Annotated in this window: 17 protein-coding genes; 10 read left to right on the forward strand and 7 right to left on the reverse strand. The window is 58.5% G+C overall.

Features of this window, described 5'->3' with window-relative positions:
* The first annotated feature begins 457 nt into the window (after positions 1-457).
* The 9 genes from ACZ5K9_RS15390 to ACZ5K9_RS15430 all read left to right on the forward strand — a co-directional run bounded on the left by ACZ5K9_RS15390 (position 458) and on the right by ACZ5K9_RS15430 (position 8,927).
* Positions 458-712, forward strand: a complete 255-nt coding sequence (locus ACZ5K9_RS15390; protein ID WP_464272203.1) for a sulfurtransferase TusA family protein — start codon at positions 458-460, stop codon at positions 710-712.
* Between the two features lie 12 nt (positions 713-724).
* Positions 725-1,183, forward strand: a complete 459-nt coding sequence (locus tag ACZ5K9_RS15395) for a hydrogenase iron-sulfur subunit (RefSeq protein WP_464272204.1) — start codon at positions 725-727, stop codon at positions 1,181-1,183.
* A 13-nt stretch (positions 1,184-1,196) separates the two neighbouring features.
* On the forward strand, positions 1,197-2,507 hold the full coding sequence (locus tag ACZ5K9_RS15400) for an FAD-dependent oxidoreductase (RefSeq protein ID WP_464272205.1): 1,311 nt from the start codon (positions 1,197-1,199) through the stop codon (positions 2,505-2,507).
* Positions 2,508-2,539: 32 nt separating this feature from the next.
* Entirely contained in the window at positions 2,540-4,465 is a 1,926-nt protein-coding gene (locus tag ACZ5K9_RS15405) for a CoB--CoM heterodisulfide reductase iron-sulfur subunit A family protein (RefSeq protein WP_464272206.1), read from the forward strand.
* Between the two features lie 40 nt (positions 4,466-4,505).
* Positions 4,506-4,847 (forward strand): hypothetical protein, encoded by a 342-nt coding sequence (locus ACZ5K9_RS15410; protein WP_464272207.1) that lies wholly within the window; start codon positions 4,506-4,508, stop codon positions 4,845-4,847.
* 37 nt (positions 4,848-4,884) lie between these two features.
* Positions 4,885-5,214, forward strand: a complete 330-nt coding sequence (locus ACZ5K9_RS15415; RefSeq protein WP_464272208.1) for a 4Fe-4S dicluster domain-containing protein — start codon at positions 4,885-4,887, stop codon at positions 5,212-5,214.
* Entirely contained in the window at positions 5,189-6,133 is a 945-nt protein-coding gene (locus ACZ5K9_RS15420) for a (Fe-S)-binding protein (protein WP_464272209.1), read from the forward strand. The genes ACZ5K9_RS15415 and ACZ5K9_RS15420 overlap by 26 nt, the downstream gene beginning before the upstream one ends.
* 20 nt (positions 6,134-6,153) lie before the next feature.
* Positions 6,154-6,522, forward strand: coding sequence for a DsrE family protein (locus tag ACZ5K9_RS15425; protein WP_464272210.1), 369 nt, complete (start codon positions 6,154-6,156; stop codon positions 6,520-6,522).
* Between the two features lie 995 nt (positions 6,523-7,517).
* A complete protein-coding gene (locus ACZ5K9_RS15430) occupies positions 7,518-8,927 on the forward strand; it encodes a sigma-54 interaction domain-containing protein (RefSeq protein WP_464272211.1) in 1,410 nt (469 codons plus the stop codon).
* A 51-nt stretch (positions 8,928-8,978) separates the two neighbouring features.
* On the opposite strand, the gene ACZ5K9_RS15435 is transcribed toward ACZ5K9_RS15430, so the two are convergent.
* The 4 genes from ACZ5K9_RS15435 to ACZ5K9_RS15450 all read right to left on the reverse strand — a co-directional run bounded on the left by ACZ5K9_RS15435 (position 8,979) and on the right by ACZ5K9_RS15450 (position 13,182).
* On the reverse strand, positions 8,979-9,305 hold the full coding sequence (locus ACZ5K9_RS15435) for a multidrug transporter (RefSeq protein WP_464272212.1): 327 nt from the start codon (positions 9,303-9,305) through the stop codon (positions 8,979-8,981).
* Between the two features lie 97 nt (positions 9,306-9,402).
* Entirely contained in the window at positions 9,403-10,629 is a 1,227-nt protein-coding gene (locus ACZ5K9_RS15440; protein ID WP_464272213.1) for a SufB/SufD family protein, read from the reverse strand.
* On the reverse strand, positions 10,608-11,375 hold the full coding sequence (locus ACZ5K9_RS15445; protein WP_464272214.1) for an ABC transporter ATP-binding protein: 768 nt from the start codon (positions 11,373-11,375) through the stop codon (positions 10,608-10,610). The genes ACZ5K9_RS15440 and ACZ5K9_RS15445 overlap by 22 nt, the downstream gene beginning before the upstream one ends.
* Before the next feature lie 481 nt (positions 11,376-11,856).
* Positions 11,857-13,182 (reverse strand): IS1380 family transposase, encoded by a 1,326-nt coding sequence (locus ACZ5K9_RS15450; RefSeq protein ID WP_464271614.1) that lies wholly within the window; start codon positions 13,180-13,182, stop codon positions 11,857-11,859.
* A gap of 224 nt (positions 13,183-13,406) precedes the next feature.
* Between ACZ5K9_RS15450 and ACZ5K9_RS15455 the strand changes: the two genes are divergently transcribed.
* Positions 13,407-15,104: a DUF6178 family protein gene (locus ACZ5K9_RS15455; RefSeq protein WP_464272215.1), complete on the forward strand. Its 1,698-nt coding sequence runs from the start codon at positions 13,407-13,409 to the stop codon at positions 15,102-15,104.
* Between the two features lie 34 nt (positions 15,105-15,138).
* On the opposite strand, the gene ACZ5K9_RS15460 is transcribed toward ACZ5K9_RS15455, so the two are convergent.
* Genes ACZ5K9_RS15460 through ACZ5K9_RS15470 form a run of 3 tightly spaced genes read right to left on the reverse strand, consistent with a single transcriptional unit; the run spans position 15,139 to position 18,077 of the window.
* Positions 15,139-16,560: a MiaB/RimO family radical SAM methylthiotransferase gene (locus ACZ5K9_RS15460; RefSeq protein ID WP_464272216.1), complete on the reverse strand. Its 1,422-nt coding sequence runs from the start codon at positions 16,558-16,560 to the stop codon at positions 15,139-15,141.
* Positions 16,544-17,617: a tRNA 2-thiouridine(34) synthase MnmA gene (mnmA, locus tag ACZ5K9_RS15465; protein WP_464272217.1), complete on the reverse strand. Its 1,074-nt coding sequence runs from the start codon at positions 17,615-17,617 to the stop codon at positions 16,544-16,546. Before mnmA ends, ACZ5K9_RS15460 begins: the two co-directional genes overlap by 17 nt.
* Positions 17,586-18,077, reverse strand: coding sequence for an iron-sulfur cluster assembly scaffold protein (locus tag ACZ5K9_RS15470; RefSeq protein WP_464272218.1), 492 nt, complete (start codon positions 18,075-18,077; stop codon positions 17,586-17,588). Before ACZ5K9_RS15470 ends, mnmA begins: the two co-directional genes overlap by 32 nt.
* Positions 18,078-18,099 lie beyond the last annotated feature (22 nt).

Consider the following 18,099-nt stretch of genomic DNA (forward strand, 5'->3'; position numbering starts at 1 on the left):
CTTCCGGGCGAGACTCACTCTCTTAGCAATCTTCCTGCCGACACCCCCAGACCGTCCGCTCGCCTCGTGGGAATCAAAAAAATCCACCCCAGCCCTCGCCCTGTTAAGCAAATTGTTAACGCCTGTTAAACAGTGAACGAAGCAGCTGCTAAATCTTTAACACGTGAAACGGCCGGGAAACGCGATAATGAGACCTCTCGGTTGAAGCGGTGCTCTGTGGAAAAACTGCGTGGGCGACGCCGATGGCTCCCCTTTGCGCCGGGCAATCCAGGACCCTCTGTCCCAAGCCGGCCTCTGGGGATCGCCTTTCCTGCACGGGACGGTCAAGCGCCGGATTTTTCTCCATTTCCGACACCTCGGCGTCGGCTGGACGTGCCTGGCACACCCTTTGCCCTCCGTCGGGGTGCACGGCATGAAGCGAATGCCATCACACCAACCTTTTGAAAGGAGATTTACCATGGATGCGGTGAACCTGCAAAACCTTCAGCCGGCGACCGTCGTCGATGCCCGCGGCAGTGCCTGCCCCGGCCCTCTTTTGGAAGCGAAAAAAGCCATCGGCAAGGTCAAGGTAGGAGATGTCCTGGAAATCCTCTCCAACGACCCTGGGACCAAGAATGACATTCCCGTGTGGGCGAAAAAGGTGGGTCACGAGTATTTGGGGCATCTGTCCGCAGACGGCTATGAACGCATCTTTGTCATGCGAAAGAAGTGACGAGGACAGGTGATGGATCCAGCCTCTTCCACGGGCAAAATCTTGATCTTGGCAACGGAAAGCTGCGCCTACCCCGGGGCTGACGCGGTGGGGCAGGCGCACATGACCTATCCTGCCAATACCTATGTGGTGAAGGTCAGGGCTCCGGTGTTGTTCCCCGAAAAGTTCTATCTGGATTGTTTTGAAAAGGGCATCGCCGGGATCATCGTCATGAGCTGTGGTGTGGAGTGTCCGTACGAGGGAGCCTATGAGGCTTTAGCCGAACGCATCGACCGCGTCTATCGGTTGATGAAGGAACGGGGTTTGGACATCCGGCGCCTGAGGCTCACGTCCATCTGTACCGTCTGCACCCGAGCCTTTCTCAATGAGGTCAACCAGATGAACGCCGTGGTCCGGGAGCTGGGACCGCCCGGTCGAGAATCGGCAGCCCGGGGAACCGTTGACGAAGCCGCCCAAGCGATGACGGCCTAACAGGAGGAAGACCATGGCGCGGGGCGAGACCCAACGTTTCGACGTGCTCGTCGTGGGAGGGGGTATTGCGGGCCTTCAGGCCGCTTTGGATTTGGCGGATCAGCAGTACTCGGTGGCCGTAGTGGAAAAGGATGTCTCCATCGGCGGCGTCATGATCCGTCTTTCCAAAGTTTTTCCCACGCTGGATTGCGCCAGCTGTATCACCACTCCCAAGATGGCTGCCGCGGCGCACCATGAGAAAATCACGCTGTTTACCTTTTGTGAACTGCAGGCTCTCGAGCGAGATGGAAACGGGACCCTCCGTGCCACGGTCCTCAAGAAGCCTCGGTACGTGGATGAAGCCCGTTGCATTGGCTGTCGGCAATGCGAATACCACTGCCCGGTTTTCGTCGCCGACCCGGATCAAGGTGGCTTTGCTGCGCGCAAAGCCATCTGCGTGCCTTTTTCCAACGCCGTGCCGCAAATCGCCGTTCTCGATCCAAACAACTGTATGTTGTGCGGCACGTGCGCCACAGTTTGTCCCACAGACGCCGTGCGATATGACCAGGAGCCTCGGTCCATGGTCATCGAGGCTTCGGCTGTGATCGTGGCTACCGGGTTTTCCCTGACGCCTTTGGAAAACAAGGCGCAGTACGGCAAAGGGACGATTCCCAACGTGATCACGGCACTTCAGATGGAGCGGCTTCTGGCACCCCATGGGCCATACAATCGGGTTCTTCGCCCTTCCGACGGCATGGAACCGGGTTCCGTCGCCTTCGTCCAATGCGCGGGATCCCGGGACAAAAGCCAGGGCATCCCCTATTGTTCGCGGGTGTGCTGCATGTACGCCATCAAGCAGGCCATGCTCCTTTCCGGCGCGCTCCCTCTTGCAGACATCACGATCTATTACATGGACATCCGAGCGTTCGGCAAAAATTACGAGCAGTTTTTCCAAAACGCTCAGGCCATGGGCATCAACTTCGTGCGGGCCAAGGTGGCGTGGATTGAGCCCGGGGAGAATGGATCGGTCACGGTGCATTACGAAGATCAACAGCGCGGGGGAGCCACCGTGGCGTCCCACGACCTGGTGGTGCTATCCCTCGGCAAAATTCCTGGGTGGAATCCTCTGGGGAAGACACCGCTGACGACGGCCACGGATGGGTTTCTGATGGGCCCCGACCCCAAATCGGCCCCGACGTGGACGGGCATTGAGGGCGTCTTCGCCGCAGGAGCGGCCCTCGGTCCCAAGGACATTGTGGACAGTATTGCGGAGGCCGGCGCCGCGGCGGCGCATGCGGCCAATTATCTCGCGGGAAGGAAGAAGGCTTTGGAGAGCGCGGCTTAATTGCTCTCGGTCGATTGCACAGGAGAATCCTTATGGGCGTTCAAGACGACGCGAAGCCCATCGGCCCGACGGAAGCCCGGGTGGGCATATATATCTGCCATTGCGGGGGAAACGTCTCTGATCACGTGGACGTGGAAGCTTTGGCTGAAAGGTTGGCGAAGATTCCCGGAGTGGTCACGGCCCGCCGAAACATGTTCATGTGTTCTGATCCGGGTCAGGAACTCATCCTCGAGGATCTCAAGAAAGGGATCGTGGATCGAGTGGTCGTGGCTTCCTGTTCGCCCAGTTTGCATGAGATGACCTTTCGACGCGTCCTGGAGCGCGCCGGGGTCAACCCGTACCTCTATGAACACGCCAATATCCGCGAACAGGTCAGCTGGGTTCATCACGGGGACGCAGCCACCCACAAAGCTTTTACCCTGATTTCCGCAGCAGCGGCCAAAGCTCGGCTCCTGGAGCCGTTGGAACCGTTTCGAGTGGAGGCCAAGCCGCATGTCACCGTCATCGGGGCCGGGATCGCCGGAATGCGGGCGGCGCTCGATCTTGCGGATCGTGGCTTCGGCGTGCATTTGATCGAAAAAACGCCGTGGATGGGCGGCCGAGTCGCTGCACTTCATCGAGTGGCGCCCACCGGGGAGCTCGCTTCGGAACTCGTCTTGTCTCTGGTCCGGCGCATTTTGGATCACGATCGTATCACCTTCGTGCCATGTGCTCGGGTCGCCGGTTTTGACGGATATGTGGGAAATTTTACCTTGGAGGTGGAAACGGTTCCGCCGGAGGATGTGCCGAGCGAGGTGTTTGAGCTCGCCGAAGAAGCATTTTCCAGCAAAAAACCCATTTTCGTGCCATCGAAAGGTGCCCTCATCCGGCCGCTTCCAAGGGACAAAAGGCGGCTTCGGGTGGAGACGGGCGCGGTGGTCCTGGCGACCGGTTTCCAACCCTATGTGCCGAGACACGGCGAATACGGGTACGGCGCGTTCCAAGAAGTCATGACCCTCCCGAAATTTCTCGAGCTACTCCGAGAGAGCGGTCCCCACGGAGCGATGCTGACCTTGGACGGCCGCCCCATCCGGAGCCTTGCCATGATTCACTGTGTGGGAAGCCGCCAGATACCGGGCGTTCACGAAGAAAATGAATCGGGGCGTCTCAACGAGTACTGTTCCCGCACCTGTTGTTCCGCCGTCCTTTATGCCGCCAATCAGGTCAGGGAACGCTTTCCGGGTACCCGAGTTTATGGATTTTACCGGGATATTCGAACTTACGGGCGTGGACAGGAAGAGATCTACCAGGCGGCGGCCAGGAACAAGGTCCTGTTTTTCCGGTTTGAACCGGAAAACCCGCCGAAGGTGGATCGCGCCGACGCCACCGATCCATTTCCGCTCATTGTCCGCGTTCCGGATACTTTGACCTTCGGCGAAGAGGTTGAGGTTCCGGTGGATTTGGTCGTGCTTGCGGTGGGGATGGAGCCGAATGATGTGAGCGATCTCGTGCAGTTGATGAAGCTTCCGGTGGGCTCCGATGGATTCCTGCTGGAGGTGCATCCCAAGCTGAGGCCGGTGGAGCTGGCGACCACAGGGCTTCTGTTGGCCGGCACCTGCCAGGCGCCCATGGATATCGGGGAATCCTGCAACGCTGCCTCTGCGGCCGCATCCAAGGCCGCCGTCCTGCTTTCCCACAAGGCCGTTACCCTCGACCCCTTTACGGCGGAGGTGGATCTGGACAGATGCGAGGGCACAGGGGCCTGCGTCGAAGCCTGTCTCAGGCCAGGAGCTCTGCGACTCGTGGACATGGATCAGGACGGTCGAACGGTGCGCCGGGCTCAGGTGGTCTCCGCCTTATGCCTTGGCTGCGGTGCCTGCGTCGCCGTCTGCCCCACGGGTGCGATCCAAGTCAAGGGATCCACGCTGGCCCAGTTCGAAGCCATGGTGGACGCCGTCACCGCGCATCAAGCCGCGTGAGTGTGTAGAAAAAAGCCGTAAGGAATCAGTGAGGCGGGCAATGGAAACCGATCACGTTTTGACCACGTCGCGACACAAGGAAACCCTGAAACATCTGCGGATTCTTCGCAGAGCAACGGTCCTGCGCGTCACCTCCCAGGTGAAGTCGCAGAAGAAGACCATCGCTTCTCTCTTGGACGCCCTGCGCAGCGGTCCAAAAACGGTGCCGGAAATCGCGCAGCTCACGGGTCTCCCAACCCAGGAAGTGCTGTGGTGGATGGCATCCCTTAAGAAATACGGCCGGATCATGGAGGGTGAAAAACGGGGCGCCTATTTCACATACCGGCTGGTGCAGGGTGAGGCCAAAGGAGCCGGGAACTCTCAAGAACCGTCAGACCGATAGACGTCCCGTCTATGAAGGGGGATCACGGAGGCCGTCCATGGCTCGTGTGGATTTTTCGTTTTCGGAAGAGTTGGAACGGTTCGGTGCGGCAAAAGCCCTGGAATGTTTCCATTGCGGCACCTGCGCTGCCATCTGCCCGCTTATAGATGAACATTTCCCGCGGCAAATGATCCGCTACGCGCAGATCGGGGCCAAGGATCGAATCCTGGAGCGAGGCACAGACCTGTGGCGCTGCCTGCACTGTGGGCTGTGCACGCAGACGTGCCCTCGGGAAGCGGACCCGGGCGAGCTCATTTTAGCCCTGCGCCGCTATGTGCTCCATCATTGGAGGAGAAACGCTCATGTACCATCCTCGTCCCATCATTGACCTCATTGCAGAGAACGTGCGCGCCACCCGCAATCCGTTCGGGGCTTTCCAGTTTGCCGTCAACCGGTGGTGGAAGGACATGGAACTTCCTCGCGAGGGAGACACCCTGTTGGCCACGGGACTCATGGTGCAGTCCGTGCCGTTTATCCAGAAAATCACGCACCACCTGGAACGGTTGGAAGACACCCGGTGGGCTTCTTATGTGGGTTATGGTGCATGGATCCCCAAAAAACTGGTCCAGCTGGGTTCCCTTTTCATGGTGACGCCGAAGGATCGCGCCCCCTACGACCGAATTTTGAAAGACGTCGTGGCGCTCCTTCGGCACTCGGGAATCCGCTTTGCTTATCGGCCGGATTTGGATTTCTACAGTGGTGTCTTGCTTTACGATTTGGGTGACCATGACGCTTTCGTCGCGCACGCCCGGTACGTGGGAAAACGTCTACAAGAAGCCGGCGTCCGGACCCTGATCACCGTGGATCCGCATACCTCCTACGCTTTCGGAGTGCTCTACCCCAAGTATGCGGACATTTCCTTCAACGTGCGTCCTTACTTCGAGCTGGTACGGCTTTCGGCGCCGAAAAACGGCCATCGGGTGACGTTGCACGACCCCTGCTTTTTCGGACGATACTTAAAGTTATCCCACGTTCCGCGCCGGCTTCTCGGTGAGGCCGGGGTGACGGTCTGTGAGGTGCAACAATCGGGAACGTTCACGCATTGCTGCGGTGGCCCGGCAGAGTCGGTTTCCCCAAAAATGTCCCGCAAGATCATTCAACGCCGCCTGAATCAGCTGCGACAGACCGGGGCCCAAATCTTGGCCATGTGTCCCATCTGCCTTGCCAACCTTCAAAAGGAAAGCGCGGAGGTTCAGGATCTCGCGTCTTTTCTGGTCCGAGATGTCCTGAAACACTCTGGAAATTAAGCGTGAAAAGGAGTCGGAAAATGGCGGATTCGGAAAAAATCGTCTACATCGTCACGCATGCCGGGGATGATCCGGAAAGAGCGAGTCTTCCCTTTGTCTTGGCCAATGCCGCCCAGGCCATGGACGTGGAAGCCGTGGTGGTCCTCCAAGGGCCGGCGGTCTTTCTCGCCACCCATGGATGTCTGCAACACGTTTTTGCGGCGGGACTTCCCCCGCTGAAGGACCTTGTCCAGAAATACGTGGATGCGGGAGGCAAGATCTTGGTCTGCAGTCCGTGCATCAAAGAACGGCACATCGAAGAAAGCGAACTCATTCCCGGTGCTCAAGTAACCGCGGCCGGCGCTCTGACCCAGCACATTCTGGAAGCCAAGGCGACTCTGGTCTATTAACCGAAATCTCAAGATTTATGGAAAAATCCACCTGAATCCGTCCGGACAGAGAGATCGGGCCGGCACGATGGCAAACATGGGGCCGGCACAGGGTCCTGGCCCGACGACGCCCGCCCGTGGGTAACGTTCGGGCCGGCACAGGGGCCTGCCCTGACGGATGGAAGGCAACCGTCGGGAGGTTCCTGCGTGTGGATGCCCCATGAGAGCCGGCGCGCCCCGATAAGGTCATTGTAGGGGCGGCCCCCCGTGGCCGCCCGTCGCGATCGACCCACCGGACGGCACCCCGCGGGCAGGCACGGGGGCCTGCCCCTACAACATCTGAATAGGGGCAACCCGCGGCCAGGGAGATCGGGCAGGCACGGGGGCCTGCCCCTACAACAGGTGCATGGGGGCAACCCGCGGGCAGGGAAATCGGGCCGGCACGGGGGGTTGCCCCGACGACGCCCGCCCGTGGGTAACGTTCGGGCCGGCACAGGGGCCTGCCCCTACATGACTGGGGCCCGAGGTTGGGCGTCGATTCAAAACCATGACCGGAAAACACGTTACCGGTGGCGGGGATCGCACGGATTCAAAATCCGAGAACCAGGGGACCTCGCAGGAGATCTTCTCCGTGTGGGGCTCTTTGGTTTTCCGGGTGCCGATCAGCTCTTCATCAAGCCTTCCCCTCCTCCGGAAGTCGACATTCACAGGTCGTCGCGAAGTCCCGCTTTTGGATGGGAATTCCTCCGAAAACGCTTTGCCTCCTCCGTTCCCCGCCGCACCCCTCGGCGTGACGCCCGACCCTGAATTCTCGTGCGCCGTCTTGGGGAGTGCGGCTCCCTGGAACGGGTCCCCGTGGTGCTCGGCGGACTTCATCCTTGTGTTGATCGAATCGTCTGCAAAACTTAAGATCAACAGAGACGCCGAATCCGGCGGATATCACTGAGAGCCGGTGGAGAAACAACTCGGGTAAGGTTCGATCCCGAGCGGAACTGAAGCCGCAGGGGCGCAGCACCATGGCGGATATTCGGCAGTATCTGGAAGACATCGTGAACACCATGAACGACGGCCTCATGGTCGTCGGTCCGGATGGGTCCATCTTGTTGGCCAATGAGGCCCTATGCCGCATTACGGGATACCGGCATGAGGAACTCGTCGGAAGATCCTGTGCGCTGTTCCGTTGCGACAGTTGCGACACAGAACGACGAGAAGGCGGTGGCTTGTGGTGCTCGCTTTTTGGCGTAGGCACTCTGCATCACAAGCGCTGCGTGGTGGTGCGAAAGGATGGAACCTACGCCCACGTGCTCAAGAACGCCGCGGTGTTGAAAGATGATAAGGGTGAAATCATCGCCGCCGTGGAAACCCTCACGGATATTTCCGAGCTGGATCGTAAGGACGAACAAATTGTCCGCTTGTCGCGTCTCCTTGACAGCGAGAAAGGTTTTCGGGGCATCATCGGCACATCGCCCGCCATGCAGAAGGTGTTCGACATCACGGAAAAGGCGGCCCAGAGCGACGCCCCGGTGATTATTTATGGAGAAAGCGGGACGGGAAAAGAACTCATCGCTCGGGCTATCCACGACTTGGGACCGCACCGGGACGGTCCGTATATCCAAGTCAACTGCGCCGCCCTGAACGAATCCCTTTTGGAAAGTGAATTGTTTGGGCATGTGAAAGGGGCCTTCACGGGAGCGACCAGCCATCGGGAAGGACGTTTTGAAGCGGCCAACGGAGGCGATATCTTTCTCGACGAGATCGGGGATGTCCCCCTTTCCATCCAGGTCAAGCTCTTGCGGGTGCTCGAAAACAAGACGGTGGAGCGCGTCGGCGATCACCGCCCCATTCGAGTGGATGTCCGGATCATCACCGCGACAAACCGGGATCTGCCGCGGATGGTGCGGGAGGGAACCTTCCGCGAGGACTTTTTTTTCCGTATCAACGTCATTCCGATCCATCTTCCCCCGTTGCGCCAGCGGATGGAAGACGTGCCTCTCCTCATCGATCTGTTTCTCGATCAACAGCGTCGCAAGGGCAAGAAAATCCAGGGAGTGCATCCCCAGGCCATGGCCGCGATCATGGCCTACAGCTGGCCTGGCAACGTGCGCGAACTCAAAAGCACCCTCGAATATGCGTGCGTGGTCGCTGAAAACGGACTGATTCGTCCTGAACATCTGCCGCCGCACGTGGCACAATCCCAGGACGGCCAATGCCTTCCTATGTCTCCGCCGAGTGGTTCCCAGGCCGCGGACGTCCAGACTTCCGTTCGGCAGACTCGCCGGGATCGGCGCCAGGAGCTCATCGAGGCTTTGCGGCAGGCGGGAGGCAACCAGAGTGAGGCCGCCCGGATCCTGGGGGTCAGCCGGGTGACCGTCTGGAATCGGATGAAACGCTATCACATCGATCTGAAAAAGGTCATTGCAGGGTAATCCCCTTGGTGTACCGCCGAGGTTCGGCCGGGCGTTGCGGAGGCTCGACGATTATCGAGGTCCCATTTCCTTTGGAAAGTGGCCAACAGGCCGCTCAAAGGTGTACGCGAAAGGATCGGCCACGAGCCTTTGCGTGACTTGATCGAGGTTTCCGGATGCGGCGGCAAATGGAGCGGCAAGGACCGTGCCCACAAGCCCGAGAACGCAGGTCGCGATGCCCAAAGGTCGGGCCACCAGGACATCGGCGAGCATCACGCCGCCATCGGGGATGTCGTCCCTTTGGGGTTGGGAGGGCAGGGGGCCGTCGGCCGCCAGCAGCTGCGGGCTCTGGAGGGCGAACAACATAAGTACGGCCACGGCGAGAGTCGCCATCTTCATTGCGTTTTCCTTCCTGCCGAAAGTTTATTGATATTCCAGGCTTTTTCAATGAGGTGGGGAAGGGGGCTCCCCCGTCCCCACCGCACAGCACCGGGGACTACATGACGTCCTTGTCGCTTTGCTCCACGGCTCGGTCGATTTCGGCCTTGAGCTGGGGCGGCAGGCCTGGAATATCCACGCTGAGGAAGCCTCGGACGATGGTGGACGTCGCTTCATCCTCGGAGAGCCCTCGGGACATGAGGTAAGCGATCTCTTCCGCGGCGATTTTCCCCACCGCCGCCTCATGGCTCATTTCCACCCCGTCGACATGGCCTTCCAGTTCGGGGATGGCGTGAATGATCCCACCGTTGAGGATCAACCCCTTGCATTCGAGATGGGCTTTGATGTCGGGAACTTCGCCGATGAGATGACCCCGGGCGATGATCTTTCCGCCGTTGCTGATGGTTCGCGCGACGATTTCCGCACGGGTGCCGGGTTTCTTGAGGTAGACGCGGCCGCCCACATCGTATTCCGATCCGGGGCTCCCGACGATGATGCTGTAGAATCGGGCGATGGCATTTTCACCCACGAGATGCGTCGTCGGGTACATTTGCAGGGAGCGCACGGGTTTCATGCACACGTAGTTATTGAGAAACAGGCCGCCTTCTTCCACGCGGGCCACCGACCTCGGCCGCACGGCCATGTCTTCCGCCCAGTTGTGGATCATGGTGAAGCTCAATTTTGCATTCTTCTTGACAAAAAATTCCGAGATGCCCACATGGGCCCCACGTTTCATGTGAGGCGATGTGGAGCACCCCGTGATGATGTGCAGTTCGGAATCTTCTTCCGCGATAATGATATTGTGAACGTTTTGCTGGAGATTGGGTTTGTCGAGATACAAGCATGCCTGAACGGGGTAGATGGATTTGGCTCCGGGCAGGGCGCGGATGACGTACCCGTCGTGGAGATTGAGTTCCACAGCGGCGGTATACTTATCCGCATCGACCGCCACAAGCTTCCAATAATAGTCCCAGATCCAGTCGTATTCTTCCAAAGCCTTCTTTATGGAGATGACTTCTATGCCTTCCTGCTTCGAGCCGCAGCGCACCACCGAGGTGTCCTTCTGGATGTAAGTGCCGCTGCGCTCAGATTCCGTCACATCAATGCCGGCCATCAACAGTCGTTGTTTTTCGACGGCAGGCAGGGACGCCAATTCGGCGATATCCATGGGGCGATGGTCCACCGCGCTGTGATCGAATTGACTGAGGTTGATATCGGATCCGATCGCCGCGGGCTTGTCCACCGCCTTGAGGGCCATCTGTTTCAGTTCTTCGCGATTGCGCATCGTACACACTCCTCGTATCCCAATTCACTGATGCATTGCAGGATTTCACGGGGATTATCCGAACAGCTGAGCACCCCATCGAAAAGAACCTGGCCTTTGTCTGCGGTAAGGTATTCCAAAATGTAGCCCGTGTGGGTGATGATCAAACCCATTTTCGTGCGTTCTCGTTTCACTTGAAGCATGGATTTGATGTCCGTCGGGGCACATTCCTTCTGGAGCAGCCGGGCGATGGTGTGGCCGACCAGCGCGATGTTTTCCATGTCAACGCCGGATTCCGGCTCGTCGAAAAGCATGAGGTCCGGATCCTGAGCCATGAGTTGGAGGAGTTCGGATCGCTTGATTTCGCCTCCGGAAAAGCCGGCGTTGACGTCCCGATCCAGAAAATCCTGGAAGTTCACTTTGCGTGCAAGTTCCAGCACGTCGACTTCCCGCTCATGGGCGCAGATCTTGACCATTTGGTGAGTCTTGACGCCATGAATCGTAGGCGGCCTTTGGTACGCCATTCCGATACCCAGTTTGGCTCGTTCGTTGATCGGCAAATGGGTGATATCCACCCCTTTGAAAAAGATTTTTCCACCCGTCACCTTGTATTGGGGATAGCCCATAATGGTCATGAGCAAAGAAGTCTTGCCAGAGCCGTTGGGCCCGAAAAGAATGTGCGTTTCCCCAGGTTTGATTTCCAGGTCGATGTGTTTCAAAATCTTCTTGCCCGCCAGTTCGACTTCCAAATCTTCGATCACCAGCATGGATGAACTCCTTTTTTCAGGATGTCCTCGACTCAAGATTTCGATCTTTACCCTAAGCATCGGACCTCATCCAAGCAAGCGGAATCTTTCGATGCTCCTTGACTTTGGCGTTTGTGGTGAATAAGACCTGAATCCGTGCGATCGCGTCGATCCATGAAACTGTCTTGACGAAGATCTCGTGGGCCGTTCTTCCGACATCGCAACGGATGCCCCTTCCAGGTGAAAATGTGATGGGAGATCCTACGGTATAAAGGAGATGTAAATTCCACACCTGAATCAGTGAAGTGTGATTGGGTGGACTGACGAGCATGGATTCGGAACCCATTTTGGGGCTCATTGATGCCCTGATTCAGCCACTTTTTCGGGTCATCGCCTTTTCAAGGACTGAAAAGCTCTCATGACGATGCCATCTCAGACATTTTCGGACACTCTTCACCCCCTTATGGCCAGAGGAGCTTTCAGGCTTTTGCGGCGGCGATCCCTACGCTGGGCAAAATTTCAGATAAACACTCCGAAAAGCGTGAAAAGCGGGACAATGCCGACCAAACTGGAGCTTCAGCCGACGAGCGCTTCGGATCACGCGCGCTGCCATATAGATCAGCTCCTGGATCACGGTCTTTACGCGACGTCGCTTGGCCCGATGCCGTACGGGCGAAAAATGGCCCAGGAGCCCGTTTTGCCCCAGGATGCGCAAAATGTTGTAAGCCAGTCCGCCCAGGGTCAACACCAGCGCATTGGTGGCAAACTTTCCAGACGGCAATCGTTCCAAGTCCAGGTCGGACTTGATCTCACTGTGAAACTGCTCGCTCAGACCCCGCTTCTCGTACAACCCGATGACTTCATCTTCAGGGACGGAAAGCGACGTCCACCAACCCTCCAGCTTGATATCAGGCCGGATCAAGATTTGTCCCTCGCTATCCCATATCCTCTCGGTGACCCGGATCACCAGCCGAAACCGATAGGTTCTCTTTTCATGGTGTCGCGTCACCCACGTGCTGAAGACCGCCACTTTCTTGCCGGGCCGGGGCTCACTCACACGGCCTTCCCTGAAGGCCCGATCACGCCAGGAAAGGACGTCGGCCCTGCGCGGATTCCATTGGATGATAAAGCTCAGCTTGGGGTGTCGGCGAAGCTCCACAAGCGTTTCCAGGGCATCATGAGCCGCGTCCGTTCGCACCAAAAGGGGCTTGCAGGTCACCTTGCGCGCATGCACCAACACCTTACGCAAAAAGTCAACAAATCCACTCTGAGAATGCTGAGACCCCGGGCGAAGCTCCAGGCCCACACACCATCCCTCCTGGCCAAGGTAGGCCCCGATCGGCGCATATCCGTCGTAGTCCTGGTACGTCCGCGAAACCCCTTCTTTCTTTGTGTCGGAATTGTCCAGGCAGAAAACATCCATGTCCAAAGGCACATGCCCCGTGGAAAGCGCCGTCACGGGAACCTGGGTCCTCTCAAGCAATTCTACGCTACTTGCGCCGACAAGACGTTCGAAAACTCTCGCGTGCTTGTCCAAACGTTGCCGCAAAGTTTCTTGCGAAGGGACCTTCTGAATGTCCAGAGCCTCTTTGAACCAGTCATCGCCGGCGACCTCTGCAGCGGCTTCAAAGTCACTCTTGCCCAGACACAGAAGCCCCAAGTAGGTCTTGACCACATCCGCGTGCGAGATCATCGGCCGTCCTGGAACTTCCTTTTCCAACTGCTCGCACAGGCTCGTGTAGCCGTTGATCAGATTCCCCACAAGGGCCAAGCCCGCGTGTCCGCTGTAGAAGGCCTTCGAAGATTGTTCGATCTCAATTTTCTTCATGAGTTCACCTGCCGGGTGAAAATGTGACAGGAGACCCTATAGCATAAATGAGATGTAAATCCAATGAGATATCTAAAGTAAAATAGTTTTATGCATAGGCGCTATTTCACGGATTAAGGTAAGAGACTATGCCTTCCCGTGACAGCGTGCCGAGTTTTTACGGAGGGGACCACACGAAGGCGCCCCGAGGACATGACTAACGGAGCGGATCACCCTAGGAAGCCATGCACAGAGATGTCATCGATTTTGAAGCCAAGCGGCTGAGCAAAATGCCGGCACGGACGTTGGCCCGGCATCTGATGGCGCTTCCTGCCAAAGAGCGCATGGAAACGATCATTTCCAGGTCCGACGCGGAGGCCGTGGCGGCCGCCATGTCCGAACAGGACTTTTATCTCACGGTGAAAGAAATCGGTGCGGAAGACGCGCTGCCCCTTTTGGCCGTGGCCTCCGTCGACCAGATCATTCACGTGCTCGATTTGGAAATGTGGCGCAAGGACAGAATCCTTCCCGGTCCGGCGCTCCAGTGGGTGGAACGGCTCTTTCGCGCGGACCCAAAGCGCCTCCTGGCCTGGCTCTATGCGGCGGATTTCGAGCTCCTTGTCTCTCTTTTCAAAAAATGGGTCCGCGTCGCTCAGATGCCCGACGACACGGACCCTTTGGAAGCGAGGGACTTTCTTCCTAAGAACACTTTGGACGACCAGTATTTCTGGGAGACATCCTACCCCCAGTTTGAGGACTTGATCCGGCAGGTCCTGAGCTACCTGTTTGAAACCCACTATGGCTTTTACAAGGAGCTCATGGATCACCTGCTCTGGGCCTTGGAAGCGGAAATGGAGGAGGCTGCGTACCGATTCCACCGCGGCCGCCTGGAAGATCGGGCGATCCCCGACTATTACGACGCCCTCGAGATTTACAAGCCTTTGAAGGTGCAAGAGATTCCTTTTGTCAAAGACCTCAGCGTCGCCCCCACGAGCGATGAGGAACGGGCTTCCCCGGAATTCGCACTTACGGTGATTCGGGAGGGAGCCTTACTCCAAAGGGCCCTCATGGGAATTGAGGATCCTCGCCTCGCCGATACACTGCGTTGGGAAATGGCCGCCATTGCCAACAAGGTGGTCGTGGCCGACAGTCTAGCCCCGGATCTTCCGGAAAACCTTCGCGAAGCTTCAGATAAAGCGGCGGCCATGGTCAACCTGGGGCTGGATTTGGTCACCGCAGGGGATGAATCCTTAGCCCGGCGGGTGCTGAAAGAAGTCTACCTTGAGCATCTGTTCCGCGTGGCCCAAGCGAAAGTTTATGGCCTCCAGAGGAAGCTCAAAGCCCTCGTGGCTGCCGGCTGGCCGGCCCAATGGCCCACAGGGACAACGATTCTCGACCCGCCGTGGGCGGATGCCGTGACCGCGCTCCTCCAGAAAACCCCGAAAATTTGGCGTATCGAGGGTGGGCAGCACCCGCGTCCTGTGGAAACGTTCCTCCAAGACCGCCGTGACCTCCATGAAGCCAAACAGTGTGTCGCCGTCGTGGAATCCGTCGGCCCCCTGTTTGCGGCCCTCCAGGTTGCGGCCGAAGACCTCCAGGGGAGACTCTGGCCGGAAGGTCAAGTGCGGGTCTTGGAAGATGTCACCTTGGGCGTCCTTCTTTTTACGGCGGCAGGGATGAAACTCTTGCAAGGGACGTGGGCGGCGCACCCTGTTCCGGTATCCCAATGGCCGACGTTGTTTTCCAAAGCCACCCCGGACCGACTGGAGGGCGTTTTTCAAGACGCGGTATCCTCCGGGATTAAGGATCCCGCTGTGCGACGCCTCGCGTGGATGTATGTGAGTTCCTTACTGGATCGGTACCGGGAGGAAACAGAAGCCTTCGGCCCCCAAAACTGTCCGGATCCCCGGCTGATGAGCCTTTTTCTTTTCGAGCCTGTCTGAGCCGTGATGATATGCCCGGAAATCCTCCGACACGTCAGACGACAGCGGTCCCCAAAAGCCCCTGATCGGTCGCGCGATCCACGCGGACCCGCACCAAGCTTCCTATCTCGGGGGGGCGTTTGGCCGTAAAACGGACGGACAGATAATTTTCCGAGGTCCCGTGCCACAGGTGCGGGACCGGACGGGCCTCCACCAAGACTTCGAGGACGGCGCTCACAAAGCGTTCCAGAAAAAGCCTCTTTTTGCGGCGGCCAAGGTCGCGCAGGATATGTGCCCGGGTCTTGAGGACATCCCCGACGATTCTTTCGCCCATTGCGGCTGCGCGAGTTCCCGGGCGCGGTGAATAGGGAAACACATGGAGATAGGTTATGGGGAGAGATTGGATGAGCTCAACCGTGCGGGCAAATTGGGCCTCCGTTTCTCCTGGAAATCCCACAATGACGTCCGCTCCGAGGGCGGCGTGAGGAAACAACCGGTGGAGTGCATACAGGGTGTCCGCATACTGTTCCGGATCGTAAGGACGGCCCATGGCGGCGAGGATCTGCGGATCGCCGCTCTGGAGAGGGATGTGAAAATGGGGGCAGACCCATGACAGAGCGCCGAGCGTTTTGAGGAGATCATCGGTGACCTCCCTGGATTCCAAAGAGCTCAGCCGGACTCTCGGTGGGTGAACCCTGCCGTCGATTTCCCGCAGCAGCTCCGGGAGGCTGCGTGGAGTCAAAGACGCCTGCCCAAGGCTGCGGACATTGGGGGACGGCTCCGGCAACACCGTCTCAATCGCGGGGAGTGGGGGGGCACCTTCGACGGGAAGGTGAGATGTGAAGAGCGTCCCGGGGGGCAAATCCTTCCCCCATTGGCCGAGATGGATGCCCGTGAACACCACTTCCTGGTACCCGCAACGAGTCAAGCGCTCCAACTGCCGGAGCACTGCTTCGGGTTCCAAACTGCGGCTGCGTCCGCGGCTGAAGGGGACGATACAATAAGCACAGAAAGCGTCACAACCGTCTTGAATCTTCAAAAAGGCGCGGCTGCGATCGCCTATCATGGCCGTGACAGGAAGGGGTTGCATCGGGCCGTAGGCTCGGGAATCGCTCACGGCGACACAGGGGCTTTCCGGCGTCGCCGGCTTTTCGAGCCAGTGGCGCAATCGAAACTTCTCCTCACTTCCCACAATATGAGTCGCCAATCGCTCCTGGGTGTATCTTTTCCACTGGATTTGGGCGTCGCAGCCGACGACGGCGACCCTGGCGCGGGGATTCATCCGCCAAGCGCGCCGGAGCAGCTGCCGTGTCTGATAGGCGGCTTTGTTCGTCACCGTGCAGCTGTGAACGACGTAAAAATCGGCGATTTCAGAAAAAGACACGACCTGCCAGCCCGCTTCGGCGAAGCCTTCGAGAAAAGCCGAACTCTCGTATTGGTTGACCTTACAGCCCAGGGTCTCAAGGGCAACGCGCATCGTCTGGAAACTCCCAGGGCTTTTTCAGCAGGATGCCGCCGCCGAGCACCACATCCCCGTCGTAGAAGACGGCCGCCTGCCCGGGTGTCACGGCTCGCTGGGGCGCGTCGAAGCGCACCCGGACAGTGCCGTCCGGCTGAGGAATCACCACGGCCGAAGCCGGCCGATGTTGGTGGCGGAGACGCACCGAGGCGCGGACGGGATCCGTGGGCGGGTCCATGGAAACCCAATTGATCCGGCCGACCACCGCCTCCCCCGAAAGGAGTTCGTGGGACCGAGCGACCCACAGCGTATTGGTTTCCGGATCCAGGCGGAGCACGTAGTAGGGAGCTGTGGACGGAATGTCGATCCCACGGCGCTGCCCGACGGTGTAGCGAAAAAGTCCCTTGTGGCGCCCGATGACGGCGCCCGTCGTATCCCGCACGGGCCCTTCGGCGTCGATCCCTTGATGCGCCATGTGTTCGAGGACAAACCGACGATAATCCCCCGACGGAATGAAGCAGATTTCCTGGCTTTCTTCCGGAATGAGCCCATCGAAACCGGTGGCTCGGGCCCAGCGGCGCGTGGACTCCTTCGTCTCATTGCCCAGAGGGAAAATGGATTGGGATAACTGCTCTTGAGTCAAACCGTAAAGAAAGTAGGATTGATCTTTCTGGGGGTCCAGTCCGGAAAGAAGAGCGACACGCCCGTCCGGTTCGGCCGGGGACTTTTTCCTGACGTAATGACCGGTGGCGAACATCTCCGCCCCGGCCTCCATGGCCTGATGCCAAAGATAGCCGAACTTGACGGTGGGATTGCATAACACACAGGGGTTGGGTGTGAGTCCCTGTCCATAAGCCTGGATGAAAGGGTCGATGACGCAACGGCGAAAGACCTCTCGGCAATCGACCAAGATAAGAGGGATATCCAGCCTGTGGGCCAAGGCCCGAAGGCGGGATTCCCTTGCTCGATGTGCCTGGAGGCCGTCTCCGCATTCCGGGAGCGGGAGCAGCATATGGAACGCCAGGACCTCATGGCCGGCCTCTTTAAGAAGCCATGCGGCCCGAAGACTGTCCATCCCCCCGCTCATCGCTATGGCAACACGCATGCTGTGTTTCGGCCTCCTGCTCCAAATGCTCGTCCTCCAGAGGGACAATCTTTTCCAGGTGCCCGTTTCTCCTCCAGAAGTCGTTGACGGCAGCCTTCAGGGCATCGGTGCCTAGGTTGGAACAATGCAGTTTCTTCTTCGGAAGTCCCCCCAAGGCTCGAGCGACGTCGTCCCGATTGATCTTTACGGCCTCCTCCAGGGTCTTACCCTTGGCCATTTCGGTGACCATGGAACTGACGGCGATGGCCGCACCACACCCGAACGTCTTGAATTTGATGTCGGCGATGCGATTGTCCGCCACTTTGATCGTCATGCGCATGATATCGCCGCAATTGACGTTGCCGATTTGGCCGACGCCGTCCGGGTTCTCCACCTCACCGACGTTCCTGGGATTCATAAAGTGGTCCATGACGATATCGCCGTAATTCATGGGACAGCCTCCTTAATCCCTG

This window comes from Desulfosoma profundi (assembly GCF_055387865.1).